The organism is Roseateles sp. P5_E1 (assembly GCF_054049335.1).
In genome coordinates this window covers 15,641-41,034 of sequence record NZ_JBFUMN010000046.1, presented here as the reverse complement: position 1 = coordinate 41,034, position 25,394 = coordinate 15,641, and the positions used below count along the sequence as shown (strand labels likewise).

Below are 25,394 nucleotides of genomic sequence, written 5' to 3'. Positions count from 1 at the left end.
ACCTCTCCGCGTGGGTCCGGGCCGAAAGCCAGCGCTTCGTCGTGTACTCCGACGCCAACCAGGAAGACGTCACCCAGCTGCTGGACAACCTGGAAAAGCTCGACCATCTGCTGCGCCTCTACACCCGGCCTAATCATCAAACCAATGGCAAGGCCGACCAGCAGGAACCGAAGCTGACGCTGTACTACCACAGCCGGGTCTCGGCCCTGCGTGAGGTCGACGCCAGCGTGCCGGCCGATGCCGTGGGCCTGTACAGCAGTTGCGCTTCCGGCGTCCAGGGATTCGGCGTGCATCTGGAACGCGTCCCCAGCCTCGCCGACGAGCAACTCGACCGTTCACCGCTGGACGACACCCTGTCCTATGTCTTCGAGGCGTATGCGCGGCACTTCCTTTATCGCCACACGGACATCCGCGTCCCGACGTCGTTCGTCGACGGCTTTGCGCAGTACTTCTCCGCCGCGCGATTCTCGGAAAAGCAGATGGTGGTGGGCCGGGTGCCGAAGGAGATCGGTGGCTACCTGCGACTTGTCAGAGACAACCGGGTATCCAGCCTGGAATATGGCGACGTCCTGGAGGAGAAGCTCGCCAACGCCCACAACTATGCCGGACCGGGCGGGGCGCGCCTGGAGTTCGAGGCGAAGTCCTGGCTGTTGACGCACTACATGCTGTCCTCGGAAGACAGGCGCCAGCGCCTGAACCGCTATCTCGGGCTCGTCGACCGCGGCGCCTCCCCGACGACGGCCTTCGAGCGGGCCTACGGCCTGAAGGCATCCGAGATCGGGCAGGTGATGTGGCGGTACAGCCTTCGGGGCACGGATGCCCTGCGTGTGGCACTCCCATCGCTGCCCGCCAGCCGGGTGAGGTTTCATGCGCTGCCCCGTGCGGCGGGCGAATTCGTGCTGGCGGATGCCGCCTTGAAGGCGTGCCCGAGCCGGCCAGCCGGGGAGGCGCTGTTGAAGAAGGTCGCAGGGCTGGCGGCGCAGTTCCCGAACGACGACCTGGCCCGCCTCACCTTGAGCCGGGCGCAGATCGACTGGGGGAACCCGCAAGAGGCCCTGCCTGCGCTGAATGCCGTGCTGCAAGGGGAGGACGCCAATTTCGAGGCCCGCTATCTGCTGGGCATGGCGAACCTGCGCCTGGCCGAGCGCAACGAGGGCGATGCCAAGCGCGCCTATCTCCAGGCTGCTCAGGGCCACCTGCAGCGCGCCCGCGGCTTGAACCCGCAATCGCCGGAAGCTGCCTTGGCCGCCTTCAAGACCGAGGTGGCCGCCACGGATGCCCCGGACAGCGCAGCGCTGGAGGGTGTCATCTCGGCCTGGCAGACCGCACGCGAAGTCGACGCGCTCGCGCGCTCCGCTGCGCTGGCCTACGCCTATGCCGGCAATGCGGATGAGGCCCACCATACGCTCGTTTCGCTGGCGCAAAACGTGCGCGACGAGCCTTCGGCCCAATGGGCCAAGCAGTGGCAGGGCCGCCTCGAAGCGGGCGTGACCCGCGGCGACATCCTTGCGGAGATGCGTCGCAACCCAGCGCCCGACGCGCCGTTCAAGGAGTGGACCGTCGACAAGAAGGACACGCTGCAAAGCGTGGAGTTCATCTCCAACGCGGAAGCCTCGGCAGCCTTCCTCGAGACCATGGCGCTTAGCGCTGGGAAGCCCGCGCAGCAGAGCCAACTGATTGCTGCCGCGCAGGGGCTGCGCATGGAAGCCATGAGGCGGCGCAAGCTCGCGCCGGACAGCACGAAAAGGAATTAGCCACGGGATTCAGCGCGGCGCGGCACGAGGAATGCTGGATGGCCAACGCACGCGGGCAGGCCCGCCCGTCCTGGCCAAAGCCGGCTTCTCAGTCCTTCAGGTTCCAGGTGATGGGCGTGATGCCGCGCAGCGTCACGGGCTTGCCATTCACCGTGCCGGGCGTGCCCTTGCAGGACAGCACGAAGGTGACGGCCAGTCTGTCGAGCACCTTGTGCCTGCGTGACGGGCCGCTGGACTCGACCACGCGCGCTTCAGAGATGGCGCCGGAGATGTCCATCGTGAAGACGACCATCGTCGTGCCTTGCACGTCGATGTCGGGATAGGCCGGTGAGCCGCACTTGCTGAAGTCCAGTTGCAGCGGTGTGCGCACCAGCGCGCCTCCCGGCTGGCCCCGGCCTGGTTGTGGTGCCGCTTCAGTGCCCGCGCCAGGCGAAGGCTGGGGGATGGCTGCGGCGGCAACGGTCGTCTCCGGCGGCTGCGTCACCTGCACTTCGGGCGGCGGTATGAAGCGCGGCGGTGGGGGAGACAGGGTGGGCAGTGGCAGCAAGGCCATCTTCGGCGATGGCGGCGGCGGTGTTTCTGGTTGGATGAGCTTGATCTCCACGGGGGCCTGCCGGGCCACCTGGACGATGTGGTGTGCCAGGCCGCTGACCAAGACCCAACCCAGCATGAGATGCAGCAGCACCACGACGCCGATGCCGGTGAAGCGCCTGCCCGGGGTGTGCTGCCGTTGAGCAAAATCCACGCGGTCTCCCTGGCTGAACGAATCCGGTCGGCGGCCCGTCACGGCGCGCTTTTATCGACGCACGAATTGTTGCCTGATCGGGTGCTGGAATGAACATCTGCGATGACGAGCCGCGTCGCAATGGCGAAGCTCTTCGCGACGCGCTCAGATCCGCCTGAACACGAGCATGTGCCAGCGCGTGTCGGTGCTGGCCAGTACCGCGTCGTTGACGCTGCTGCTCTCCAGCATCAGTCCCAACTCGGTGAGCTGCCGCTGCACCGTGGCCGGGGCGTGGTTGTGGAACCGACGGCCATCGGCGTCGCGGTCACCACTCAACTGGCCGGGGTTCATTTCCGGCAGGGCAATCAGCAGTGCGGGCCGGCAGCGGGCCACGTCGCCTGCGGCGAGAGGGCGGAGCTGCCGAGCAAGCGAAGCCAGTGCGCCGGGCAGGTCGGCGGGGGCGATGTGCATCAGCACGGCACTGCACGCCACGGCGTCGAAGCCCTGGGGGCAGCAGTCCGAGAAGGGCGTGCCCAGTTGGGGAAGGCTGGCGTCGCGCAGCCGTCCGGCAAGGCCGGGCCGCAGCCGCAGCGCGGTTTCGCGCATGGTGGCGTTGGGCTCCACGCCGAAGGCCTCGAACCCGGCCTGCTGCAGCGCCGCCACGTCCCGGCCCGAGCCCGAGCCGACGTCCAGCACCCAGGCGCCCGGCGGCAAAGCAGCTTCGAGAAGGGGCAGCATCGCGCTGCGACTGGCCTCGGTGGCGGCCAACTGGGTGGCGTAGCCGTCGTAGAACGTGGCTGTGCCGGCGTCCGCTGCGTTCGCGCTCAATTGCGGAAAGAGGGTGCCGTGCCCTTGCCGGCCATCATGGCCTTGGTCAGGTCCTCGCTCATCAACATCGCGGCGTTCCAAGTCGCGATGTAGTTGAGGCCGTCGGCCACCGAGTGGTCGCGGGCGTAGTTCAGCTGCTCCTTGGTGCCGCGGATGGACAGCGGCGACTTGGACGCAATCGTCGCGGCGATCTCGCGCACGCCGACCGAAAGCGCCTCGCGGCTGTCGAACACGCGGTTGACGAGGCCGATCTCGCGTGCCTCGGCCGCCTCCACGCGCCGGCCCGAGTAGGCCAGCTCGCGCACCAGGCCCTGCGAGCCGATCAGCTTGGGCAGGCGTTGCAGTGTGCCGACATCGGCCACCATGCCGATGTCGATCTCCTTGATGGAGAAGTAGGCGTCAGCGCTGCAGTAGCGCATGTCGGCGGCGCAGATCAGGTCGATGCCGCCGCCCACGCAGGCACCGTGGATGGCCGCGAGCACGGGCTTGCGGCAGCGCTCCAGGCTGGTGAGCGTGTCCTGCATGTCCAGGATGACGCGGCGCAGGCCCTCGCGGGTGCGGCCGTCGCAGGGGTCTTCGATCTGCGGGGCGATGCCCATCATCATCTGCAGGTCGATTCCGGCGGTGAAGTGCTTGCCTTCGCCTTCCAGCACGGCGACGCGCGCTTCTGGCTGCGTGTCCACCCAGTCGAAGGCGCGGCGGATGTCCTGCCACATCGCCGCGTTCATCGCGTTGGCCTTGTCCGGCCGGTTCAGACGGACGGTGGCGATGTGGTCCTGGACGGAGACGGTGAGGGTTTCGAGTGTGGGCGCGGTCATTGGGGAGTCAAGGTGGTGGAACGGAGTCGGGTTGCGGCTCGGTCGTTGCAGCATTGGCCCGCGTAAGCAGGATGCCAGTGGGCGTCTTGGTCAGCTGCAGGGTGTCACCCGCTGCGAGATTCAGGCGTGCCAGCACGGCGTCGGGAAGCACAAAGCCGAGAGAGTCTTGCGCCTCTACCAGTTGAACGATGTCCATGCTTGCCGCTCCTGAGGTGACCGCGTCGACAATACTAACCAGTTGCCCTCCGAACCCATCATGCACACCTTCTCCAAACGCCTCCCTCAAGGCGGTGGCCTCGCCGCCGTGCTGCTCAAGCGCTCGCCCGCTCTCGAACTCGATTGGGACACCCGCAGCAAGAGCCGATTCGGCGCGACTGACAGTTCCGGTCGCGAAGTTGCCGTGGTGCTGCCCCGCGGCACGGCGCTGCGCGGCGGCGACGTGCTTGTGGGTGAAGACGGTTCCCTGCTGCGCGTCATCGCCGCCCCCCAGCCCGTGCTGCAGGTGCGTTTCTGCGCAGAGCACGGCTCCGCATTTGATTTGCTGCGCGCCGCCTACCACCTCGGCAACCGCCATGTGCCACTAGAGCTGCAAGCCGAGCTGCTGCAGTTCGAGCCCGACCCCGTGCTGGCCGACATGCTGCGCCGCCAGCACCTCATCGTGACCGAAGCGCAGGCCGCCTTCGAGCCCGAGGCTGGGGCCTATGGCGAAGGGGCTGGGCATGGCCACCATCACCATGGGCATGACCACGATGCCCATGGCCACGCGCACGCCCCCGCAACAGCATCGGCACCGACGCGCAAGCCCCTGCCTATTCCGGTCCACGTGCACGGCCCCGACTGCAAGCACGACCACGACCACGACCACGACCACGGGCACGGGCACGGGCACGGGCACGACCACGGGCACTGACGCCCGCGCGCGTCAGCCGTCGCGGTCGTCCGGCGGCGCAATGCCGCGCAATGCTTGGGTCATGTGGTGGACGCTGGCTTCAGGGCCCAGCAAGGCTCGCCCGCGTGCCAGCACCTGCTCGGCCTCGGCGTCGCGCCGTTCCTTGCCGAGCACCAGCACCACGCGGGCCAGCTGCACGTCGATGACGCGCTGCTGAGAGCGCAGCATCTCGGCCCGCTCGCTGGCCGAGAGCTTGCTCGGCGGATGTTCCTGGATGAGCTTGTAGAGGCTTTCCACACGGCCCACGACGGCGTCGACGCGCAGATGCTGGCTCGCGAGCTCGAACTCGTTCAGCTGGATCAGCGCGGGCAGCGCGTCGAGCACGTCGCGCTCGGCCAGCACGGGGTCGCGGTCGGCGAGGCGCTTGAAGGCGTCGCGGGTGGACTCGCTCTGGCCGCCGAGGTAGTTGTTGATGTGGATGGCCTCAGCCAGCGCCTGTTGGCCCGGGCGGCCGCCGGCATCGATCCGTGCCAGGGCCTGGTCGCGCACGGCCAGCAGCTGGGTCATGGCGGGTGCGTAGCGGTGCGCCAACGAGGCCCAGGCGGACAGCGCAAAGGACATGCGCACCCCCGACATCGCCGGATCGCGTTCCAGCACATGCTCGTGGAACCACTGATGCTTCTCGGCGGCCACGGCGAAGCGGCCCTCGTCGGCATCCTTGCGAGCGCCGATCAGGATCTCGTGGGCGCTGGCCCCGGCTGGTGGCTCCCAGGCCTGGGCGCAAGGCGTGGCGCTGACCAGCACCGCGGCGAACAGCCCGGCCAGGGCGGGACGTCTGACGGCCGCTGTCTTGTCTCGCATGCTTGAGCCTCCTTGAAGTGCGGCGCAGTGTAGGCACGGCGCCGGTGTGAGCGGTAGCAGGTAGGTCGGCAATTTTCCCGTTGCGGCCTAGGTGCCGCCGATGGCTGCAGCACGGCACAACTCGCGACTAGCATGCCGCCCGCCGCCCGCCGCCCGCCGCAGGCCGCAGGCCGTCGCCCCCAGTGGCCACCGACTGGACGCGGCCTGACCTGCAAGGCTGGGGCAGCAACGACCCCCAAGCAGACTCTCTCGGCGCGCTTCTACGGCGCGGGCGTCGCATTCCACTTCTGATGGCGAAGGTTGGGTGCGTCTGGCGGGGCCAGAATCGCCCCATGCCGACCCCCGCTGCCCCCACCTCGCTGCTGCACCTGCTCTGGCTGGCCTCGCCGGCCTTGCCGGTCGGCGGCTTCAGCTATTCCGAGGGCCTGGAGGCCGCGGTTGACGCCGGCGTCGTGCATGACGAGACCAGTGCCGGCGACTGGCTGCTGAACCAGCTCGAACTCGTGCAGGCGCGCGCCGAGCTGCCGATCGCGGCGGCGGCGCACGCGGCGACGCTGGCGCTTGATGGCGCGCGGCTGGCAGAACTCAATGCCTGGGTGCTGCAGACACGCGAAACCAGCGAGAGCCTGCAGCAGGCCCAGCAGATGGGCCGCAGCCTCGTGGTTTGGATGCAGGGCCTGATGCCCGATGCCGCGGTGCTGCCCCTGCTGCAAAAGCTCAAACCGGCGCCGACCTGGCCCGTCGTCATGGGTGCAGTCGCGGCGTCCCGCGGTGCTGCGTTGGAGCCGGCGCTGCAGGCCATCGCCTTCGGTTGGGCGGAGAACCTGATGCAGGCCGCGGTGCGTTGCGTGCCCCTGGGCCAGACCTCGGGGCAGCGGCTGCTGGCACGCCTCGTGCAAGTCATCCCACAAGCCGTGGCGACCGCGTTGGCAGCGTCCGAGCCCATGGCCTTCGCGCCGCTGCTCGGCATCCATGGCGCCCGCCACGAAAACCAATATTCACGACTGTTCCGCTCATGACAAAAAAACGCCGGACCGCTCCAAGTTTTTTTATCCCCCTCGGGGGGCCTGACGCTCAGCGGCAGGTTGGGGGGCTCACATGACTCCCTTGCACGCAATTCCCAACCGCACCAAGAAGCTACCGCCTTTGCGTGTCGGTGTTGGTGGCCCCGTGGGCTCTGGCAAGACCACCCTCGTCGAGATGCTGTGCAAGGCCATGCGCGAGCGCTGGGACCTGGTTGTCGTCACCAACGACATCTACACCAAGGAAGACCAGCGCCTGTTGACAGTGGCCGGTGCGCTGGAGCCCGAACGCATCATGGGCGTGGAGACCGGCGGCTGCCCGCACACCGCCATCCGCGAGGACTGCTCCATCAACCTCGAGGCCGTGGACCGCATGCTGGAGAAGTTCCCCGACGCCGACATCGTTTTTGTCGAGAGCGGCGGTGACAACCTCGCGGCCACCTTCAGCCCCGAGCTGTCTGACCTGACCATCTACGTCATCGACGTGGCCGCCGGCGAGAAGATCCCGCGCAAGGGCGGCCCCGGCATCACCAAGAGCGACCTCTTCGTCATCAACAAGACCGACCTGGCGCCTCATGTCGGCGCCGACCTGAACGTCATGCGCAGTGACACCGCCCGCATGCGGCCCGTCAAGCCCTGGGTCATGACCAACCTGAAGACGCGCGACGGCCTGGACGAGGTGGTGCGCTTCATCGAGACCAAGGGCCTGCTTGTCGGCTGATCCCATCCGTTGGCCGGCGCGCCTGACGCTGAGCGCGGCGCGCGATGGCGGCAACGCCACCCGCGTGCATGCCCGCCACGACGGCCCGCTGCGCCTGCTGAAGACCCTCTACCCCGAGGGCGCCGGCATCGCGCATGCGGTGCTCGTGCATCCGCCCGGCGGCCTGGTTGGCGGTGACCGGCTCGACATCCACGTCGACGTGCAGGCCGGTGCCCATCTGCTGGTGACGACGCCGGCGGCGACGCGCTTCTATCGTTCCAACGCCGGCGAGGCGGCCCAAGTCGTGCAGGCCACGGTGGGCGAGGGCGCTCGCCTGGAATGGCTGCCGCAGGAGACGCTGGCCTATCCGGATTGCATCGCCCGCAACGAAGTGAAGCTCAGCCTCGCGCCGGGCGCCAGCCTGTTCGCGACCGAGGTGCTGGGCCTGGGCTTGCCCGCCGCGGCGCAACCCTTCGTGACCGGCCGGATGCTGCAGCATCTGGAGATCACCGGTCAATGGCTGGACCGTGGCTGGCTGGATGCGACGGACGCGGCGCTGATGGACGGCCCCTGTGGCCTGGCCGGCCATCGGGTGCTCGGCACGCTGGTCTATGCGCAGACCGGCACACTGGCTGATGTGGACGCGCTGCTGACCCACAGCCGCGCCTTGCTGGACGACGTGGCACGCAGCGGCGTCACGCATCTGGCCAGCCCGCGCGGCGCAATGCTGCTTGCCCGCGTCGTCGGCGACGAAGTCGAGACGGTGACGCTGGCGCTGCGGCGGGTGAGGGCGCTTTGGCGCCAGCGGCTGTGGGCGTTGTCGAGCACAGACCCGCGCATCTGGGCCACCTGATCAGCGCTGCTCCAGCGCCCGCCATGTCGGAATGCAATGCCGCGCCAGCGCGGTGACCCAGTCGGGCTCCTCTGGCACGAAGGCGATGCCCAGGGTCGGGCTGACGAGAAAGCCGGCCCGCTCGAAGGCGTCGGCATCCTGCGCGAGCACGAAGCCGCCCAGCGCGGCAAAGGGAATGACGACCGTGCCCAGTTGCAGCACCGGCGCGCGCCGGGTGATCTCCTCAAGGCGTCCGCTGTCCTGGAAGCGCAGCACGCAGTGGCCGTAGTCGTACTCGTCCAGCGCGGCCGCGTTGCGGGAATGTTGGTTGGGCGGCCCCAGCCTTGCGACCAGCTCCTCGACGCTCAGGCTGAAGGGCAGGTCGTCGAAGGCCTCGAACGGCTGCAGGCGCAGCGCCATCACCGGCGCCTGCGCATGTCGGCGCAGGCTGTCTCGATCAGTGCCCGCAGGGCGGGCTCGTCGACGGGCTCGGCGGGCCGGAGCTTGACGTGGCGCATGGCCTTGCCCGTGCCCCGCAACAGGCCGGCCGGGTCGGCCAGCTCGGCGCCCTTGAAAAAGCCGACATTGACATGGGCCGTGAAGGCATTGACGTAACCGAAGGCCGCGTCGCCGACGCAGGCGGTCGGGTGGCCGTCATGCAGCAGTTCGCGCACGTCGGCGCCGCAGCGGCGCATGGCGTCGAACCAGTGCCGGGCAATGTCGCCCAGCGCGCCCGTATGGGCCTGCATCCAGGCCTCAATGTCCGGATCGTGCGGGACCGCGGTCGGGAAACGCATCAGCTTTTCCATGACCGCGGATCATCGCTTCAATCGCCCGAGCTGCCAGGGATCTGCTGGCGCAGCTTGACCTTGCTGGCCGACTTGCGGCGCATCTTGATGTTCATCATCTCCACACCCAGCGAGAAGGCCATCGCGAAGTAGATATAGCCCTTGGGCACGTGGTGGCCGAAGCCCTCGGCGACCAGCACCACGCCGACGACGACCAGGAAGCTCAGGGCCAGCATCTTGATGGTCGGGTGGTTGGACACGAAACGGCCGATGGGGCCGGCGAACAGCATCATCAGACCGACCGAGGCGATGACGGCGCCAATCATGATGCGCACGTCGTCCACCATGCCGACGGCGGTGATGATGGAGTCCAGCGAGAACACCAGGTCGATGACCATGATCTGCAGGATGACGGCGCCAAAGGCCGCCTTGGCCTTGCCGCCGGCGCTGGTGTCTTCGTCCTCGCCTTCGAGCGAGCCGTGGATTTCACCGGTGCTCTTCCAGATCAGGAAGAGGCCGCCGCCGATGAGGATGAGGTCGCGCCCCGAGATGCCCCGTTCGACGCCGGGCACGTTGAACAGAGGCTCGACCATGCCGACGATCCACGCCAGCACCATCAGCAGGCCGATGCGCATGAACATCGCTGCGAACAGGCCCGCACGCCGCGCGGTTTCCTGCTGGGCCTTGGGCAGCTTGTCCACCAGGATGCTGATGAAGATGATGTTGTCGATGCCCAGTACCAGCTCCAGCGCGGTCAGCGTGGCGAGGGCGATCCAGGTCTGCGGGTCGGAGAGCAGTTCAAGCATGGCGGACGGTCCGTGGTGAGCCGGGCATTGTCGCCAGCGCCCTGCCGGCCGCGGACAGCCTCAAGCTGAACGAAGCTTCGGTTTTGCTTTGGGTGTGGGCCTGCGGCCTATTTCAGGATCAGTTCCTGCAGCTGCATATTGCCGACCAGCTTGCGCATGGCGCCGCGCTCGCCGGCGGCGACGTCCTGCTTGCGCGTGTCGGTCGCCAGCATGGCTTCGATCTTCTTCTGGAAGGCCAGTTGCTGGGCGTTGTTCTGGTAGTCCTTGATCTCGACGGCCAGCACCAGGTCGGGCTCACCATGGCGCTGGGCGTTCACGGCCAGCACGTGGTACGAGACGATGATGCCTTCCTTCTTGCCCAGCTCCTGCACCTTCTTCCAGTTGGTGCCGAGGTAGTCCATGTATTTCTCGAAATGACCCGGCTCGATCTGGATGTTGGAGAAGAACCAGACCGAGCCCGGCGTGTAGCTGGAATCCTCGGCCAGGGCCGGCAGCGACAGACACAGGGAAAAGGCCGCGGCGGCGGCGCACAGGGTGGCTTTGAAGTTCATGGCTTGCTCCTTGGGGTTGATGCACGTCAGCGTGAGGCTGCGGGCGGCGGCAGTGTGTGAAACGGGGCGGCCGCGAGGACAGCGATGCGACCGGGGCGGCAAATCGGCCACCGAGTTCGGCGCGATTGCGACGGGTTGCACGGACAGCTTGGGGACGGCTCGAACTAGGGGATGCGCTTCGTCACGCCTGTCTCGGGGGTGACTGTCGCGTCCACGCATTGCACCAATGGCGGTGGGCCGGGAATTGGCCTACAACCCGGCCATGCTGCCCACCGCCGCCGTCAGCGCCGACCAGCCCCTGCAAGGGGCCGAGGTCGATGCCGCGCTGAGCAACTCGCGCCTCGTCGCCGTCTGTGAGACCAGCAACCCCGACGAGGCCCAGGCCGTGCTCAGTGGCGTCTATGGCCCGCATGCCCTGCGCATCGGCGACGAGAACGGCCTGGCGCTGAAGCTGCGCGGCGCCGAGTTCGCCCGCCTGCACCTGGGCGAGGTGCGCTACGGCACGTCCACCCGCATGGCCATGCCGCGCGCCCATGGGCATTGGGTGTTTTCCTATCTTCGCCAGGGCGAAGTCTGGCGTGGCGGCCGGCGCGACCTGTACGGCGCTGGTGATGCCGGTGTCATCGCGCCCGACGAGGTGCAGGGGCTGGAGATGTCGGGTGACATGGAACTGCTGAACCTGCGCGTGGCGGACGCCGACATGGGCAGCGCCTGCCGCGCGCTGCTGGGCTCGGACATGGCCCATGCGCTGCGCTTCGAGGGCCGCGCCCAGGCCGGCGGCGCGCCGGTGGCGGCCCTGCTGCGTGTGCTCGGCCACCTGGCCGCCACGCCGGCCTACCCGCATGCGGCCGCCGCGCGGCTGGAGGACGGCCTGCGCGACGCGGCCCTGTTCGAGCTGCTGCTGGCCTGGCCCAACAACTACACCCGCGGGTTGGATGCTCCGGCCGCACTGCCGGCCTCCACGCGGCGGGCCCGCGACTACATCCACGCCCACGCGGCCGAAGCGCCGTCGGTGGCTGAGATCGCCCGCGCTGCCGGCGTCGGCGTGCGCGCGCTGGCAAGCGGCTTCGAGCGCCATTTCGGCGTGTCGCCACAGCGCTATCTGCAGCAGTACCGGCTGGACCGGGCGCGCGAGGAGCTGCGTTCCGCCGCACCGGGCGTCACGGTGACCTCTGTCGCCGCGCAATGGGGCTTCTGGCAGCTTGGCAGCTTCGCGGCGCGCTACCGCGAGCGCTTTGGCGAATCACCGAGTGAGACGCTGAAGGGCTGAGAAGTTCCGATTCGGCACATCGCGCTGCCGATTCGCCATAGCCGGCTCCCAGCGGGCTCGCGACCATGCTCTTACGCCGCCACACAGACGCGGCGACCGGAGACAGAGCATGAGACTCAGCCCTATTGCGCTTGCCGCGGCGTCCACGCTGGCGGCGGCCCAGACCGCTCCTGAAACCAACCAGATCGAGCGCGTCGTCATCACGGCCGAACGCCGCGTGACGGTGCTGGACACCACGCCCGCCGCCATCACCGCGCTGAACGGCGCCCGCCTGGCCGAGCGTGGCGACACCGGCCTGGCCGACCTCGTCATGCTCAGCCCCAACACCTCGTTCACCAACGGACAGGGCGCCACCCAGCTGTTCGTGCGCGGCATCGGCAATGTCTTCATCCTGGCCGGCGGGGACCCCGGCGTGGCCCTGTATGCCGACGGCGCCTATGTGTCGGACCAGACCAGCGCCAACACCGCCCTGTTCGACACCCAGCGCGTCGAGATCCTGCGCGGGCCCCAGGGCGCCCTCTACGGCCGCAATGCCACCGGCGGCGCGGTCAACATCATCTCGGCGCTGCCGACCTCCACCTTGCAGGCGCGTGTCGGGCTGCTGCTCGGCAATGACGGCCGGCGCGAGAGCGAAGGCTTTGTCTCCGGGCCTTTGAGCGATGGGCTGGAAGGGCGGCTGTCGTATCAGATCAAGGAGGCCGACGGCTACACCCGCAACCCGCTGGCCGAGGGGCCGCGGCGCCTGGACGACCAGTCCAGCCGCGCACTGCGCGCCCAGCTGCAATCCAGCCTCGGCGGCCATGGCACGCTGCGCTTTGTGGCCGGCCACTACCGCGAGCGCGACGCCGGCATGAGCGTGCCGGTACTGGCCGACCCGGTGTCCATCCCGGTGCTGCTGTACGGCGTCACGCAGAGCAGCGACCCGCGCGTCGTCAAGAGCCAGGGCTCGAGCAACCGCGTCGAGGTCAACACGGCGCAGGCGCTGCTGGATTTGCCTATTGGCACGAACACTCTGAGCGCGTCCCTGAGCTGGCGGCGCAGCAAGGTCGACCGGCTCTGGGACAGCGACACCACCGAGGCCGCGGTCACGAGCTCGGGCTTCCTGACCGGCAGCACCGACAAGAGCCTGGACATCCATCTCGCCTCCGACGAGGGCAGCCCCCTGCAATGGCTGGTCGGCGTGACGGCCCTGCAGTTCGACCAGAGCCAGGACATCACCATCCTCACCCAGGTGCCGCTGGGCTTTCTCGTGCCGGGCGCGCCGCTGACCGTGCCCTTCCCGGGCGGCGTCGGCTTCCTGCTCGGTGGCAGCGTGCATACGCGCTCTAGCGCCGCCTATGCCGACCTGCGCTACATGCTGAATCCGCAGTGGTCGCTGCTGGCCGGCCTGCGCGTCAACCACGACAGCAAGCGCGCCGACGAATACCAGAACATCGCCGCCTTCGGTCTGGCCGGCACCGGCCACCCGAGCGACGGCTGGACCAGCACGCCGGGCAGCGTCGGCATCGAATACAAGCCCGCCGCCGGCACGCTGGCCTATGCGCGCTGGGCACATGGCTTCAAGTCGGGCGCCGTCAACCTCGGCGCGCTGCAGCCGAATCTCGTCAAGCCGGAGAAGGTCAGCAGCATCGAACTCGGCTTCAAGACCGAGTTCCTGGAGCGCCGCGGCGTGCTCAGCGCCGCCGTCTTCAGCAGCCGCTACAAGGACATGCAGGTGTCGCAGGTCGGCCAGGCGACGACGCTGCTGGCCAACGCCTCGGCGGCGCGCATCGATGGCGTCGAGATCGAGGCGGCGGTCAAGCCCATTGCGCCGCTGACGCTGTCTGTCGGCCTCGGCCTGATGGATCCCAAGTACACGGACTTCACCAACGTCGACCTGCGCAACGCCCCCACAACGCCGGTCAATGTGCGCGGCCGCCAGCTGGCCCAGGCGTCCAAGCAGCAAGTCACCCTTGGCGCCGAATGGGCTGGCAGCCTGGGCGAGCTGCGCACCACGCTGCGTGCCGACTACAGCTGGCGCGGCCGCTTCTACTTCACCGAGTTCAACACGCCGGATGCGATGCAGAGCGCCTACGGCCTCCTGAACCTGACCGCCACATTGCGGCCGGCTGCCGGCCACTGGAAGCTCTGGGCCAATGTGCGCAACGTGGCCGACACGACGGCCTTCACCAGCATGAGCATCGCCTCGCCGGTGCTGGGGGCGGCCCGCCAGGTCACCTACACGCCGCCGCGCCAGTTCGCCATCGGCGCGAGCTACGACTTCTGAGGAGACCGCTATGAAGCATCTGCTGGGCCACCACCAGCCCCGCTGGGAACCGCTCGCCGACGCGTTCGACGCGCTGTTCGAGCGCGGCGACGACCTGGGCGCATCACTCGCGCTGACCATCGAGGGCGAGCTGGTGCTCGACCATTGGGGCGGCTGGCGCGACGAGGCGCAGCAGCAGCCATGGGACCGCAACACGCTGACCCATGTCTGGTCCACCACCAAGACCATGACCTCGCTGTGCGCCCTGCTGCTGGCCGACCGCGGCGAGCTGGACCTGGACGCACCGGTGGCCGCCTACTGGCCCGAGTTCGCCGCCAACGGCAAGAGCGGCATCCTGGTGCGCGACGTGCTGGGCCACACCTCGGGCGTCAGCGGCTGGGAGCAGCCCATGGGCATGGGCGACCTGTGCGATTGGGAGCGCAGCACGGCGCTGCTGGCGGCGCAGTCGCCCTGGTGGACGCCGGGCAGCGCTTCGGGCTATCACGCGCTGAACTACGGCCATCTGGTCGGCGAGCTGATCCGCCGCATCACCGGGCAGAAGACCGGCGCCTTTCTGGCGAGCGAGCTGGCCGGGCCGCTGGGCGCCGACTTCCATATCGGCCTGCCGCCCGAGCACGATGCGCGCGTGGCCCGCGTTGTGCCGCCACCGCCCATGCCGGTCGACTTCTCGGCCATCCCGCCCGACAGCCCCATGCTGCGCACCCTGGGCAACCCAGCGCCCGACGCGGCCTACAGCCATCGCGAGGACTGGTGCCGCGCCGACATCGGCGCCGCCAACGGCCATGGCAATGCGCGCTCGGTGGCGCGGCTGCAGTCCATCGTTGCCTGCGAGGGCACGTTGGCCGGCCGGCGCTGGCTCAAGCCGCAGACCGTAGATCGCATCTTCGACGTGCAGGCCCGCGGCATCGACCTCGTGCTCGGCGTGCCGCTGTGCATGGGCATCGGCTACGGCCTGCCCGAACCGGCCACGCTGCCCTTCATCCCCGAGCAGCGCATCTGCTTCTGGGGCGGCTGGGGTGGGTCGCTGGTGCTGGTGGACGTGCAGAGGCGGCTCTGCCTCGCCTACATGATGAACCGCATGGCGCCGGGTGTTGTTGGCGGGCCTAACGCGGCGATGCTGGTGCAGGCGCTTTACGCCTGCTGCGCCTAGAAAAAGAAAAAACCCGCCAGCGGCGGGTGGGGTGACTGACGGCAGCGTGGGCTCAGACGATCCAGACCGGCATCTGGGCGGCGGCTACCGTGGTCACGTCACGACGGCCTTCGATGACGACGCGCGGCAGCTGGGCCACCACCGGCGCTTCGGCACGCTTGCCAACGATGACCACGCGTTCCAGCTTCACGATCTCGGTGGCCGGAGCCGCCGTGCGGTTGGCCAGGCTCACACCGGCAGCGGCTGCGGCGGCGACGGAAGCGATGGCGACGATGAAGGTCTTGGCGGCGGTGTTCATGGTGGGCTCCGGTGGGTTGCTGTGTCAGTGATTGCAGTTTCGTCACTGACCCCGTGCGCCGCGAGTGCCGGGCGACGGATCGCCGGCGCGGGCGGATGAACTGCAATTGCGCGGGACGAACCGGCGCCACCCAGGCCCTGCGTTAGCGCCTGGCGCTGGATGGCGTGCCCGGCCAGCCGACCGCGGCCCAGGCGCGGCGCAGTTGCAGCTCGGAGTTGAAACCGGCCGCCTCGCTGGCCGCGCTGACGCTGGCGCCGGCCTCCAGCGAACGCTTGGCGACGGCCAGGCGCACGCCGCGCAGATAGGCCTGGGGGCTGGTGCCGGCGTATTGGGCGAACAGGCGGCTCAGCGTGCGCGGCGTGGTCGCGGCGAGGTCGGCCATGCGCTCCAGCGGCCAGTCCTCGGCCGGTGCCACGCTCAGCGCGTCCTGCACGCGGTGCAGGCGCGCATTCAGGTGCTGGCGGTGGGCCAGCAGAGGCGACAGCTCGGGGTCGCCCGGGCCACGGCGCAGCGCCACGGCCATCTGCTCGGCGACGCGCGCGGCGACCAGCTCGCCGGCATGCGCGGCGATCAGATGCAGGGCCAGGTCGATGCCGGCCGTCACGCCGGCGCTGGTGAACACCTCGCCGTCCTGCACGAAGACGCGGTCCTGCAGCACCGTGCAGCGGGGCGCGAGGCGGRCAAGGTCGCCAAGATGCTGGTGGTGCGTGGTCGCCCGGCGGCCGTCGAGCAGGCCGGCCTGGGCCGCGAGCAGGGCGCCGGAGCAGACGGTGACCAGGCGCAGCCCAGGGCGGCCAGGTGCCAGGCGAGACAGCCAGGCGATGAGTTCGCGCCGGGTGGCCTGCGACTTTGCCTCTGCGGCCGAGGTGCGGCCCACCAGCACGATCCAGCTGCCTTCGGGCAGGCTGTCCGGCAGCGGTTCGAGGGCCTGCAGCTGGATGCCGACCGAACCCGTGGATTCGCTGCGCGTGCCGGCGAAGCGCAGGGCAAAGGGTGCGACGGTCAGCTTCAATGCGGCGATTTCCAGGCTAGCCAGGCGCAACGCCTCGGCCGGGCCGGCCCAGTCGAGGACGAGGCTGTCGTCCTGCAGGACGAAGACAACCTGTATGGGCTCAGGCAATGGCGGTTTCCTTCCCGGCGACGGCCTGCAACGCACCTTCTGCATCCATGATGCGGGCGAAGCGGCCGTCCAGCACGGCGGCGGTGCGGGCGCGGAGCTGGGCGGGCGTCAGGGGCGAGCCGTCGGGGTGTTGCATCGTGAACGTGAGTGTCGCCTCGGGCACGTAGATGACCTCCCAGCCGAGGTCCGACGCATGGCGGGTCGTGGTCTCGCAGCATTGCTCGGTGCGGATGCCGCTGATGACGAGCTGGCGGATGCCCTGCTGCGTCAGCCACACGTCCAGGCCGCTGCCGACCAGGGCGCTGTGGCGGGTCTTGTGCACGGTCAGGTCGGCCTTGAAGTCGCGCAGGCCTTCGAGCGGGCGCACATGGCCGCTTTCCAGGCTGAAGGGGTCGGCGCCGGTCGCATCGGGCTGCACGTGGAAGACGCGCACGATGGGCAGGCCGGCGGCCTCGAAGCCCTCGATGAGGCGGTTTTGCGCGGCCAGGTAGGCGGCAAGGCCGTCGGTTTCGAAGCTGGGGCGCTGGGTGAAGGAGTGCTGGACGTCGATGACGATGAGGGCGGTGGTCATGGTGGGCCTCGTTGTTGGTTGAGGCCTTCAGTGTTCCGCCATCATGCATCCGCCGCCACGCGCTGGCAGACGGAGATGGATCAATTCAGGACAAACCTAGAGCGCTCAGCAGCTCGGCCGGTGTGTACGGCCGGCGGCGCTTGGGCCAGGACTCGACGAGGTTCAGCATGCGTGCATTCAGCGGTGCGCTGCGTCCCTGGCTGCGCGCCAGGCGGACGATCTCGCCGCACAGCGCGTCGATCTCCGTCGTGCGGCCCTGGGTCAGGTCGTCGGCCATGCTGGAGCGGGCCTTGGCATCGATGCGCAGCATGCGCGCGGCGGCCAGGCGGAAGATGAAGGTCGGCATGCGCAGCAGCGTGATCAGCCGGCGTGGCGGCAGTGGCGTGAGCTGGGCGACCGGGCGCTGCGCGGCGTTCAGCAGGTTGAGGGCTTCCTCCTGCAGCGCCGCCAACACGCGGCGGTAGCCGCGCTCCAGCAACTCGTCGCGCAGCGGCCGGCCGGACAAAGCATTGACGGGGTTGTTCAGATTCAGCAGCAGCTTGCCCCATTGCACCGGCGCCAAGTCCGCATACAGCTCCAACCCCATGCCCATGCGGGCTAGGGCCGTCTGCCAGGCGGCAAGAGCCAGATCTTCGGCCGAGCCCTCGGCCGCGAGCGACCCACCGGTGCCACGGTGGTAGCGGCCGGGTCCGATCTCGGCGATGTTGTAGGGCACCATGCCCGCATGCCAGTGCAGTTGCGGCGCGGCCCCGCGGGCGGTGTCGGCATTGGCGATGCCGTTCTGCAGGCTGACGACGGGCGTGCCCAGCGGCAGCGTCAGGCCCAGGGCCGTGGCGGCTTCGGCGGTGGCGCCAGACTTCACGCACAGCAGCACCAGGTCGGGCTTGAGGCCGGCGGGTGGTTCCTCGTGCAGGCGCAGGTCGAGTGCTGGGATGTGGCGGTCCAGGCCGTCCTGGTCGGTCAGGCGCAGGCCGTGCTTGCGCAGGTTGGCCAGCACGCGCGGGCGGCCGACGAAGTGGACCGGCACGCCGGCCAGCTGGGTCAGGCCGCCGACAAAGCAGCCGACGGAGCCGGCGCCCATGACAAGAACGCCGGTCATGGGTTCAGCGGATCAGACGGGGTGAGCCAGGTCGCGCAGATGCGTCGGGCCCACGCGGCGTTCGATCTCGGCCAACAGCGCACGGCCCCAGCCCAGCATGAACATGCCCTCGCCGACGACGAACATCGGGCCGACGAGCAGGCCGACGAGGTCGTCGACAAAGGCGGGCTTCTTGCCTTCGTAATAGTGACCAATGAACTGGAACACCCAGCCGACGACGAAGCTGCCGACACCGATGACCAGCCAGCTCGTCATCGAACCCTGGGCCGCGATCATCGCCAGTGCCGTCAGCATGCCGTTGACGACCGTGGTGGCCACGCCGAGTGCCAGGTTGCCGCGGGTCAGGTACCAGAGTGCGCTGAGGGCCCACAGCACGATGGCCGCATTCATCGGCGCGTCGCCCACTGAGAACTCGGCGCGCGCCAGCAGCACGCTGATGGCGAAGACGATGAGGGGAATGCCGACGAAATGGGTCGCGATGTTGCGGCGGTCGCGGTGATAGGCGGCGTATTGCGCCATCAGGTCGAGGGCGGGGCGGAACAGGCTGGCCATGGGCAGGCTCCGTTGAGGAGGATGGTGGCTATGCTAGTCCAGCACGGCGCAGCATCGTTGTGCGCCGGCTTACAAAATCCCTCGGAGAACCCCTGAGTTGAGTGTGCAAACGACACCGAAGCGCCGTCTGTTACTGATGGCGACGCTGGCCGCGCTGGCTGGTTGCGCCAGCCCGCCGCCCGCGGCCGCTCCCGGTGCGGTGGCAATCAACGAGCTGCGCATCCTCGCCTTTCGCGGCGGCACGGCGGCACGCCTGGGCCACAACCACGTGCTGCGTGCCGGTGACTTGCGCGTGGACTGGCCGGCGGCCGGACCGATGCTGAGCTTCCGGCTGGACGCGCTGGAGATTGACCCGCAGGCCTTGCGTGAACGCCTGGGGCCGGCCTTTGCCAGCACCGTTGACAACGAGGCGCGCGCCGGCACGCGCGCCAATCTGCTGAAGGCGCTGGATGCGGCGGCCCACCCGGAGGTCGTCGTGCGCACGCTGCAGCTGCTCGGCGAGGGCGGCCAGCGCGTCGTCGAGGCGGAGATCACCCTGCATGGCGCGACGCGCAGGCAGTGGTTCGTCGTCGAGATCGCAGCCAAGCGTGCGCGCGGCGAGGTGGTCATCCGGCAGAGCGACTTCGGCATCCAGCCGTTCACCGTGCTGGGCGGGCTGCTGGCGGTGCAGGACGCGCTGGTGGTGCAGTTCGAGCTAGTCGAGCCGTAAAACCATCAAGTCCTTGGCCAGCCTGCGCCCGTCGGGCAGGCGTATCGCGTCCGGCAAACATCCATAGCGCACGAAGCCCTGGCTCTCGTAGAGACCGATGGCACCGCGGTTGGTGGACGTCACGCTCAGCGTGACCTGGGCCAGGCCGGGCGTGGCCTTGAGCTTGGCGATGGCCGCGATGAGCAGGGTCCGACCGATGCCGCGACCGCGATGGGTGTCGGACACCATCATGCCGATCAGGTGGGCGATGTGCTGCACCTTCACACGCGGTTCGCGTTCGCAGGTCAGCGCGCCGACGAGGCGGGCGTCGTCCAGCGCCACCAGCGTGAACAACGTGCCGCCCTTGCTGCCGCCGGCCAGGCGGTTGCGGTAGCTGGACAGGTCGCGCTGGCCTTCGGTCTCGGCGTCTGACGTGAAGGCCTCGGGGTGGCCGGCCAGCATGGCGTCGCGCAGCGCCTTGTAGGCAAGCAGGTCGGGCTCGAGCATGGGACGGATATGGGCCTCAGTCATGCAGATCGGTGAGGTGGTTCAAGTTGGCGAAGGCGGTTTCGTCGTCGAAGTGTGCGATGCCATGGGGCCGGCCGCTCATCCAGCCGAGCACGGCCCGACCAGCGGCGTCGAGATGGGCTCTCAACGGTTCGCGCAGTCGGGCATGCAGCAGCGCATGGGTCGGGTGTTCGCGCCCGGCCTGGGCGAAGGCGAGGCCATGGGGCTTCGCGACGGCCAGCAGGCGCCGGGCCAGATCCAGCGGCAGGTGAGGGCAGTCGCAAGGCGCGGTCAGCAGCCAGGCGTCGTCGGGGAGGGCGTCGAGGCCGGCCAACATGCCGGCCAGCGGGCCGGCGAACTCAAGCCCAGGCGGGTCAGGCAGCACCTCGTGGCCCAAGGCGCGGTAGCTGTCCAGGTTGCGGTTGGCGCTGATCAGCACATGGCGCGCCTGCGGTGCCAGGCGCTCGATGACGTGGCTGACGAGCGGGCGGCCGTGCAACAGCTGCAAGCCCTTGTCCGCACCGCCCATGCGCGAGCCGCGCCCGCCGGCCAGAACGAGGGCGTGAAGCTCATCCACCGATGTAATGCATCTCGACGCGGCGTTCGCCATCAGGCGTCGGATCGCCCTGGCCGCGCAGTTGGGAGTAGCGGTCCACACGGCCGCTCCAGACGCCGGCGATGGCGCTCATCAGCTGCCCATCGTCCACCGGCTCGCCCCGCAGCAAACCGCGCAGGTCATGCCCGCGATGGGCGAACAGGCAGGTGTAGAGCCGGCCTTCGGTCGACAGCCGGGCGCGGTTGCAGTCGCCGCAGAAGGCCTGGGTCACGCTGGAGATGAAGCCAATCTCACCGGCGCCGTCGGCATAGGCCCAGCGCTCGGCCGTCTCGCCTGGAGCGCTGTGCGACAGCGGCGTGATGGGGAACTCCGCCGCGATGCGCCGCTGCACCTCGCTACTCGGCAGCACCTGGTCCATGCGCCAGCCGTTGGTGGCGCCGACGTCCATGTATTCGATGAAGCGCAGCACGATGCCGCTATGCCTGAAGTGGCGCGCCATCGCCAGGATCTGGTCGTCGTTGACGCCGTGCTGCACGACCATGTTGACCTTGATCGGCCCCAGGCCCACGGCCTGCGCCGCGTGGATGCCGGCCAGCACGTCCGCCACGGGAAAGCCGACGTCGTTCATGCGCTGGAAGACGGCGTCGTCCAGCCCGTCCAGGCTGACGGTCAGGCGCTTCAGCCCGGCGGCCCGCAAACTGGCCGCCTTTTTCACCAGCGTCGAGCCGTTGGTGGTCAGCGTCAGGTCCAGCTCGCGGCCATCGGGCGTGCGCAGCTGGGCCAGCATCCCGATCAGGGTTTCGAGGTGGCGGCGCAGCGTCGGTTCGCCGCCGGTGATGCGCAGTTTTTCGACGCCCAGGCCGACGAAGACCCGGGCCAGCCGCTCGATCTCCTCAAAACTGAGGAGATCGGCATGGGGCAGGAATTCATGGTGTTTGTCAAAAACCTGCTTCGGCATGCAGTAGCCGCAGCGGAAATTGCAGCGGTCCGTGACCGAGATGCGCAGGTCACGCAGCGGCCGGCCTAGCACGTCGGCCAGTGGGAGACCGGTCTGGCTGGCCAAGGCCGGCGGCTCGACGCGCAGCGAGCGGGCGTCGTGCAGGGGAATCACGCGGGCGGTCATGCCGGGATTGTGTCAGCGGGCGAATCTCCTGGCACTTGCGGCGGTTGCCCGGGCGCGTTTGAATCGGCACGAATGGCCGAGATCCTTCACCCCGACCTGCCGCAGTTCATTGCGTTTGGCGAAGCGCTGACCGATCTGATCCGCATCGGGCCGGACCGCTGGCGCAGCGCCTGCGGCGGTTCGCCCTGGAATGTGGCGGTTGCGATGTCGACGCTGGGCCAGCTGAGTGCCTTCGCCGGTGCCATCAGCCAGGACCCTTTCGGTGCCGAGATCTGGCAATGCAGCCAGGAGGCCAACCTGGACATGCGCTTCATTCAGCAGTTGGCACGGCCGCCGCTGCTGGCTGTAGTGCACGAGGTCGACCCGCCGCGCTATTTCTTCATCGGCCACGACAGCGCCGACCTGCATTTCCGCCCCGAAGGCCTGCCCATGGGCTGGACGCGTGGGCTGCGCTGGGCCCATTTCGGCAGCCTGGGCCTGGTGCGCCAGCCGCTGGCGGGGCGGCTGCTGTCACTGGCTGAGGCGCTGAAGAGCGAGGGTCGTCTCATCAGCTACGACCCCAACTTCCGCGCGCCGCCGATGGACGCGAGCTACGACGACACGCTGGAGCAGATGTGCCGGCTGGCCGATGTCATCAAGGTGTCCGACGAGGACCTGCGCGGGTTGTTCCGCGTGCCTGACTACCGCTCAGGCCTGGCCCAGATCGCCGCTTGGAACCCTGGTGCCTGGCTGCTGCTGACGCGCGGCGAGGTGGGGGCGACGCTGTATCACGGTGTCGAGGAGGCCACGGGCCGGCCGCCGCGAGTGGACGTGGTGGACACCGTTGGCGCCGGCGATTCGGCCCTGGCCGGCCTGCTGGACAGCCTGATGCGCAACGCCGGTGCGCCAGCCGGGCATCACCTGCGGTGGGCTCTGGCAGCCGGGGCTGCCGCCTGCACGGTGCCCGGTTTTGCGCCGCCGCGGCCAGCCCTGGTTACTGCGCTCGCGGACCGCGTTGAGATCGCCAAAGACTAGGGTTTTCCCTGGCGCTACTTGATCCCAATCCCGTAGGCTCCTACGATTAACCGACCGGTCGGTAGAGAAATTCCATGTCCGAACACCTGATCCAGATCGAACAGCATGGCGGTGTGCGCCTGCTGCGCCTGAACCGCCCCGAGGCGCTCAATGCCTTCACTGCGGCCATGCTGGGCCAGCTCCGCCAGGCACTGGAAGCGGCGGCCGAGGACAGCGCCACGCGCTGCGTGCTGATCACCGGCGCCGGCCGCGCCTTCAGCGCCGGCCAGGATCTGGCCGATCCGCATGTGGCGCCCAGCCGCGAGCCCGGTGCGGCTCCGAAGGACATCGGCCACATGCTGGACCATTACTACATCCCGCTGGCGCTGCGGCTGCGCAGCATGCCGGTGCCGGTGGTGGCCGCCGTCAACGGCGTTGCGGCCGGCGCTGGCGCCAACATGGCCTTCGGCTGCGACCTCGTGCTGGCGGGCGAGAGTGCCAGCTTCCTGCAGGCCTTCTCCAAGATCGGCCTGCTGCCGGACTGCGGCGGTACCTGGCTGCTGCCGCGCCTCGTCGGCCGTGCCAAGGCGCTGGAGCTGGCGTTGCTGGGCGACAAGCTCAAGGCGGTGGAGGCTGAGCGGCTGGGTTTGATCTCGCGCGTGGTGCCCGACGCCGAATTGCAGGACACCGCCATGGCCATCGCGCAGAAGCTGGCCGGCATGCCCACGCGTGCGCTGGTCGAGACGCGCCGCGCGCTGGACGAAGCAATGAAGCTCGACTTCGAGCCCGCCCTCAAGCTCGAGGCGGCGCTGCAAAGCCAGCTCGGCTTTTCGCATGACTATCTCGAAGGCGTGGCGGCGTTCATGGACAAGCGCAAGCCCGAGTTCAAGGACCGCTGATGGATGCGCAAGCCGTTGCCGAAAAGGTCCGTGACGTCATGCTCACCGACGATGCGGCGAGCAAGATGTTGGGCATGCAGATCGCCGAGGTCGGCCCCGGCCGCGCGGTTGCGGCGATGACGGTGCGGGCCGACATGCTGAACGGCTTTGCCATCTGCCACGGCGGCCTGATCGCGACGCTCGCAGACTCCGCCTTTGCCTTTGCCTGCAACAGCCGCAATGCGCTGACGGTGGCCTCCGGCTTTGGCATCGATATCCTGAAGTCGGCCAGGCTCGGCGATGTGTTGACCGCCACCGCCGAGGAAACATCGCTGGCCGGCCGCACGGGGCTTTACGACATCACCGTGAAGAACCAGGACGGTGATCTCATCGCCGTGTTCCGTGGCCGCTCATACCGGTTGGGCGACAGAAAGGTGTTCGAAGCATGACGGTTAAAGGTCCGCGCCCCGGAGAGCTCGAAGCCATCGAAACCGCCAGCCGCGACGAGCTGCAGGCGCTGCAGCTTGAGCGCCTGCGCTGGAGCCTGCAGCACGCCTACGACCATGTGCCGCACTACAAGGCCAAGTTCGACGAGGCAGGCGTGCATCCGTCCGACCTGAAGACGCTGGCCGACCTGGCGAAGTTCCCGTTCACGACCAAGCACGACCTGCGTGCCAACTACCCGTTCGGCATGTTCGCGATGCCGCGCCAGCAACTGGCGCGCATCCATGCGTCGTCCGGCACGACGGGCAAGCCCACGGTGGTCGGCTACACGCTGAAGGACATCGACCACTGGGCCAACCTCGTGGCGCGCTCCATCCGCGCCGCCGGTGGCCGCGCGGGCGACCTGGTGCACGTGGCCTATGGCTACGGCCTGTTCACCGGCGGCTTGGGCGCGCACTACGGCGCCGAGCGCCTGGGCTGCACCGTCATCCCGATGAGCGGCGGCCAGACCGAGAAGCAGGTGCAGCTGATCACCGACTTCAAGCCCGACATCATCATGGTGACGCCCAGCTATATGCAGGTGCTGGTGGAGGAGTTCACCCGCCAGGGGCTCGATGCGCGCGAGTCGTCGCTGAAGGTCGGCATCTTCGGCGCCGAACCCTGGACCGAGGCGATGCGCCGCGACATCGAGGCCAGCGCCGGTATCGATGCGGTGGACATCTACGGCCTGTCCGAAGTGATGGGCCCGGGTGTGGCCAGCGAGTGCATCGAGAGCAAGGATGGCCCGGTCATCTGGGAAGACCATTTCTACCCGGAGATCATCGACCCCGAGACGGGCGAGTTGCTGCCCGATGGGGCCGAAGGCGAACTGGTGTTCACGTCGCTGAGCAAGGAAGCGATGCCCGTCATCCGCTATCGCACCCGCGACCTGACGCGCCTGCTGCCGCCCACCTCGCGCAGCATGCGCCGCATGGGCAAGATCGTCGGCCGCAGCGACGACATGCTGATCATCCGCGGCGTCAACCTGTTCCCGACCCAGGTCGAGGAGCTGGTGCTGCAGGAAATAGGCCTCGGCGGGCAGTACCAGTTGGTCGTCAGCCGTGACGGGCATCTGGACGAGCTCGTCATCCGTTGTGAGCTGGCCCTCGGCGCCATGGACGACGGCATCGGACGGCGCCTGTCCGAGCGCATCAAGAACCTGATCGGCGTGACCGCCACGGTGCAGGTCGAACCGAACAACTCCATCGAGCGCACGCTGGTCGGCAAGGCCCGGCGCGTGGTGGACCAACGCAAGAAGTAAGGAGCG

At 68.8% G+C, this 25,394-nt stretch carries 30 protein-coding genes; 13 read left to right on the top strand and 17 right to left on the bottom strand.

What is annotated here, in order from left to right; translation table 11 throughout:
- The coding region (locus ACXJKJ_RS23900; protein WP_457393055.1) for a hypothetical protein at positions 1 to 1,754 on the top strand (1,754 nt) is incomplete at its 5' end.
- Between the two features lie 88 nt (positions 1,755 to 1,842).
- On the opposite strand, the gene ACXJKJ_RS23895 is transcribed toward ACXJKJ_RS23900, so the two are convergent.
- The 4 genes from ACXJKJ_RS23895 to ACXJKJ_RS23880 all read right to left on the bottom strand — a co-directional run bounded on the left by ACXJKJ_RS23895 (position 1,843) and on the right by ACXJKJ_RS23880 (position 4,320).
- Positions 1,843 to 2,499, bottom strand: a complete 657-nt coding sequence (locus ACXJKJ_RS23895) for an energy transducer TonB (protein WP_457393053.1) — start codon at positions 2,497 to 2,499, stop codon at positions 1,843 to 1,845.
- A gap of 144 nt (positions 2,500 to 2,643) precedes the next feature.
- The gene (locus ACXJKJ_RS23890; protein WP_457393051.1) at positions 2,644 to 3,306 is read right to left on the bottom strand and encodes a class I SAM-dependent methyltransferase; all 663 of its coding nucleotides are present in this window, start codon (positions 3,304 to 3,306) and stop codon (positions 2,644 to 2,646) included.
- Complete coding sequence (locus ACXJKJ_RS23885; RefSeq protein WP_457393049.1) at positions 3,303 to 4,124, bottom strand: crotonase/enoyl-CoA hydratase family protein; 822 nt, start codon at positions 4,122 to 4,124, stop codon at positions 3,303 to 3,305. Before ACXJKJ_RS23885 ends, ACXJKJ_RS23890 begins: the two co-directional genes overlap by 4 nt.
- Before the next feature lie 7 nt (positions 4,125 to 4,131).
- Positions 4,132 to 4,320 carry an AbrB/MazE/SpoVT family DNA-binding domain-containing protein gene (locus tag ACXJKJ_RS23880; protein WP_457393047.1) on the bottom strand — a complete coding sequence of 63 codons (189 nt, stop codon included), beginning with the start codon at positions 4,318 to 4,320 and terminating at the stop codon, positions 4,132 to 4,134.
- Between the two features lie 60 nt (positions 4,321 to 4,380).
- Between ACXJKJ_RS23880 and ureE the strand changes: the two genes are divergently transcribed.
- The gene (gene ureE, locus ACXJKJ_RS23875) at positions 4,381 to 5,034 is read left to right on the top strand and encodes an urease accessory protein UreE (protein ID WP_457393044.1); all 654 of its coding nucleotides are present in this window, start codon (positions 4,381 to 4,383) and stop codon (positions 5,032 to 5,034) included.
- Positions 5,035 to 5,046: 12 nt separating this feature from the next.
- On the opposite strand, the gene ACXJKJ_RS23870 is transcribed toward ureE, so the two are convergent.
- Entirely contained in the window at positions 5,047 to 5,874 is an 828-nt protein-coding gene (locus ACXJKJ_RS23870) for a hypothetical protein (protein ID WP_457393042.1), read from the bottom strand.
- Between the two features lie 332 nt (positions 5,875 to 6,206).
- On the opposite strand from ACXJKJ_RS23870, the gene ACXJKJ_RS23865 reads away from it, so the two are divergent.
- The 3 genes from ACXJKJ_RS23865 to ACXJKJ_RS23855 all read left to right on the top strand — a co-directional run bounded on the left by ACXJKJ_RS23865 (position 6,207) and on the right by ACXJKJ_RS23855 (position 8,449).
- A complete protein-coding gene (locus ACXJKJ_RS23865; RefSeq protein ID WP_457393039.1) occupies positions 6,207 to 6,893 on the top strand; it encodes an urease accessory protein UreF in 687 nt (228 codons plus the stop codon).
- A gap of 79 nt (positions 6,894 to 6,972) precedes the next feature.
- Positions 6,973 to 7,617 carry an urease accessory protein UreG gene (ureG, locus tag ACXJKJ_RS23860; protein WP_056195175.1) on the top strand — a complete coding sequence of 215 codons (645 nt, stop codon included), beginning with the start codon at positions 6,973 to 6,975 and terminating at the stop codon, positions 7,615 to 7,617.
- Positions 7,607 to 8,449, top strand: a complete 843-nt coding sequence (locus tag ACXJKJ_RS23855) for an urease accessory protein UreD (protein WP_457355916.1) — start codon at positions 7,607 to 7,609, stop codon at positions 8,447 to 8,449. The genes ureG and ACXJKJ_RS23855 overlap by 11 nt, the downstream gene beginning before the upstream one ends.
- Here ACXJKJ_RS23855 and ACXJKJ_RS23850 read toward each other — a convergent pair whose 3' ends face one another.
- From ACXJKJ_RS23850 to ACXJKJ_RS23835, 4 genes are all read right to left on the bottom strand, one after another.
- Positions 8,450 to 8,848 carry a hypothetical protein gene (locus ACXJKJ_RS23850; protein WP_457393035.1) on the bottom strand — a complete coding sequence of 133 codons (399 nt, stop codon included), beginning with the start codon at positions 8,846 to 8,848 and terminating at the stop codon, positions 8,450 to 8,452.
- Positions 8,848 to 9,225 (bottom strand): DUF1801 domain-containing protein, encoded by a 378-nt coding sequence (locus tag ACXJKJ_RS23845; protein WP_457393033.1) that lies wholly within the window; start codon positions 9,223 to 9,225, stop codon positions 8,848 to 8,850. Before ACXJKJ_RS23845 ends, ACXJKJ_RS23850 begins: the two co-directional genes overlap by 1 nt.
- 29 nt (positions 9,226 to 9,254) lie before the next feature.
- Entirely contained in the window at positions 9,255 to 10,022 is a 768-nt protein-coding gene (locus ACXJKJ_RS23840; RefSeq protein ID WP_056195180.1) for a TerC family protein, read from the bottom strand.
- Positions 10,023 to 10,129: 107 nt separating this feature from the next.
- On the bottom strand, positions 10,130 to 10,573 hold the full coding sequence (locus tag ACXJKJ_RS23835) for a hypothetical protein (RefSeq protein WP_457393031.1): 444 nt from the start codon (positions 10,571 to 10,573) through the stop codon (positions 10,130 to 10,132).
- A 262-nt stretch (positions 10,574 to 10,835) separates the two neighbouring features.
- On the opposite strand from ACXJKJ_RS23835, the gene ACXJKJ_RS23830 reads away from it, so the two are divergent.
- The 3 genes from ACXJKJ_RS23830 to ACXJKJ_RS23820 all read left to right on the top strand — a co-directional run bounded on the left by ACXJKJ_RS23830 (position 10,836) and on the right by ACXJKJ_RS23820 (position 15,259).
- On the top strand, positions 10,836 to 11,843 hold the full coding sequence (locus tag ACXJKJ_RS23830) for an AraC family transcriptional regulator (protein ID WP_457355912.1): 1,008 nt from the start codon (positions 10,836 to 10,838) through the stop codon (positions 11,841 to 11,843).
- A 109-nt stretch (positions 11,844 to 11,952) separates the two neighbouring features.
- The gene (locus ACXJKJ_RS23825) at positions 11,953 to 14,109 is read left to right on the top strand and encodes a TonB-dependent receptor (RefSeq protein ID WP_457393029.1); all 2,157 of its coding nucleotides are present in this window, start codon (positions 11,953 to 11,955) and stop codon (positions 14,107 to 14,109) included.
- 10 nt (positions 14,110 to 14,119) lie between these two features.
- A complete protein-coding gene (locus ACXJKJ_RS23820) occupies positions 14,120 to 15,259 on the top strand; it encodes a serine hydrolase domain-containing protein (RefSeq protein ID WP_457393026.1) in 1,140 nt (379 codons plus the stop codon).
- Positions 15,260 to 15,311: 52 nt separating this feature from the next.
- Here ACXJKJ_RS23820 and ACXJKJ_RS23815 read toward each other — a convergent pair whose 3' ends face one another.
- From ACXJKJ_RS23815 to ACXJKJ_RS23795, 5 genes are all read right to left on the bottom strand, one after another.
- On the bottom strand, positions 15,312 to 15,557 hold the full coding sequence (locus ACXJKJ_RS23815) for a hypothetical protein (RefSeq protein ID WP_457355909.1): 246 nt from the start codon (positions 15,555 to 15,557) through the stop codon (positions 15,312 to 15,314).
- Positions 15,558 to 15,699: 142 nt separating this feature from the next.
- Positions 15,700 to 16,677 (bottom strand): GlxA family transcriptional regulator, encoded by a 978-nt coding sequence (locus tag ACXJKJ_RS23810; RefSeq protein WP_457393024.1) that lies wholly within the window; start codon positions 16,675 to 16,677, stop codon positions 15,700 to 15,702.
- Positions 16,670 to 17,248, bottom strand: coding sequence for a cysteine hydrolase family protein (locus tag ACXJKJ_RS23805; protein ID WP_457393022.1), 579 nt, complete (start codon positions 17,246 to 17,248; stop codon positions 16,670 to 16,672). The genes ACXJKJ_RS23810 and ACXJKJ_RS23805 overlap by 8 nt, the downstream gene beginning before the upstream one ends.
- 85 nt (positions 17,249 to 17,333) lie before the next feature.
- Positions 17,334 to 18,347 carry a 2-dehydropantoate 2-reductase gene (locus ACXJKJ_RS23800; protein ID WP_457393019.1) on the bottom strand — a complete coding sequence of 338 codons (1,014 nt, stop codon included), beginning with the start codon at positions 18,345 to 18,347 and terminating at the stop codon, positions 17,334 to 17,336.
- 12 nt (positions 18,348 to 18,359) lie between these two features.
- Positions 18,360 to 18,899 (bottom strand): Mpo1 family 2-hydroxy fatty acid dioxygenase, encoded by a 540-nt coding sequence (locus ACXJKJ_RS23795; protein ID WP_056195208.1) that lies wholly within the window; start codon positions 18,897 to 18,899, stop codon positions 18,360 to 18,362.
- A 136-nt stretch (positions 18,900 to 19,035) separates the two neighbouring features.
- On the opposite strand from ACXJKJ_RS23795, the gene ACXJKJ_RS23790 reads away from it, so the two are divergent.
- Complete coding sequence (locus ACXJKJ_RS23790) at positions 19,036 to 19,608, top strand: YceI family protein (RefSeq protein ID WP_457393016.1); 573 nt, start codon at positions 19,036 to 19,038, stop codon at positions 19,606 to 19,608.
- Here ACXJKJ_RS23790 and ACXJKJ_RS23785 read toward each other — a convergent pair.
- From ACXJKJ_RS23785 to moaA, 3 genes are read right to left on the bottom strand one after another with little or no spacing between them, the layout of a single operon-like run.
- Positions 19,594 to 20,094, bottom strand: coding sequence for a GNAT family N-acetyltransferase (locus tag ACXJKJ_RS23785; RefSeq protein WP_056195214.1), 501 nt, complete (start codon positions 20,092 to 20,094; stop codon positions 19,594 to 19,596). The two genes, ACXJKJ_RS23790 and ACXJKJ_RS23785, sit on opposite strands and share 15 nt — an antisense overlap.
- 16 nt (positions 20,095 to 20,110) lie before the next feature.
- Positions 20,111 to 20,671, bottom strand: a complete 561-nt coding sequence (gene mobA / locus ACXJKJ_RS23780) for a molybdenum cofactor guanylyltransferase MobA (protein WP_235531910.1) — start codon at positions 20,669 to 20,671, stop codon at positions 20,111 to 20,113.
- Positions 20,664 to 21,773 carry a GTP 3',8-cyclase MoaA gene (gene moaA, locus ACXJKJ_RS23775; RefSeq protein WP_457355904.1) on the bottom strand — a complete coding sequence of 370 codons (1,110 nt, stop codon included), beginning with the start codon at positions 21,771 to 21,773 and terminating at the stop codon, positions 20,664 to 20,666. The genes mobA and moaA overlap by 8 nt, the downstream gene beginning before the upstream one ends.
- Positions 21,774 to 21,845: 72 nt before the next feature.
- On the opposite strand from moaA, the gene ACXJKJ_RS23770 reads away from it, so the two are divergent.
- From ACXJKJ_RS23770 to paaK, 4 genes are all read left to right on the top strand, one after another.
- Complete coding sequence (locus ACXJKJ_RS23770) at positions 21,846 to 22,787, top strand: carbohydrate kinase family protein (RefSeq protein ID WP_457355903.1); 942 nt, start codon at positions 21,846 to 21,848, stop codon at positions 22,785 to 22,787.
- Between the two features lie 74 nt (positions 22,788 to 22,861).
- Positions 22,862 to 23,665 carry an enoyl-CoA hydratase-related protein gene (locus tag ACXJKJ_RS23765; RefSeq protein ID WP_457393014.1) on the top strand — a complete coding sequence of 268 codons (804 nt, stop codon included), beginning with the start codon at positions 22,862 to 22,864 and terminating at the stop codon, positions 23,663 to 23,665.
- Entirely contained in the window at positions 23,665 to 24,093 is a 429-nt protein-coding gene (paaI, locus tag ACXJKJ_RS23760; RefSeq protein WP_457393012.1) for a hydroxyphenylacetyl-CoA thioesterase PaaI, read from the top strand. Before ACXJKJ_RS23765 ends, paaI begins: the two co-directional genes overlap by 1 nt.
- Positions 24,090 to 25,388: a phenylacetate--CoA ligase PaaK gene (gene paaK / locus ACXJKJ_RS23755; RefSeq protein WP_457393010.1), complete on the top strand. Its 1,299-nt coding sequence runs from the start codon at positions 24,090 to 24,092 to the stop codon at positions 25,386 to 25,388. The genes paaI and paaK overlap by 4 nt, the downstream gene beginning before the upstream one ends.
- Positions 25,389 to 25,394: the final 6 nt, after the last annotated feature.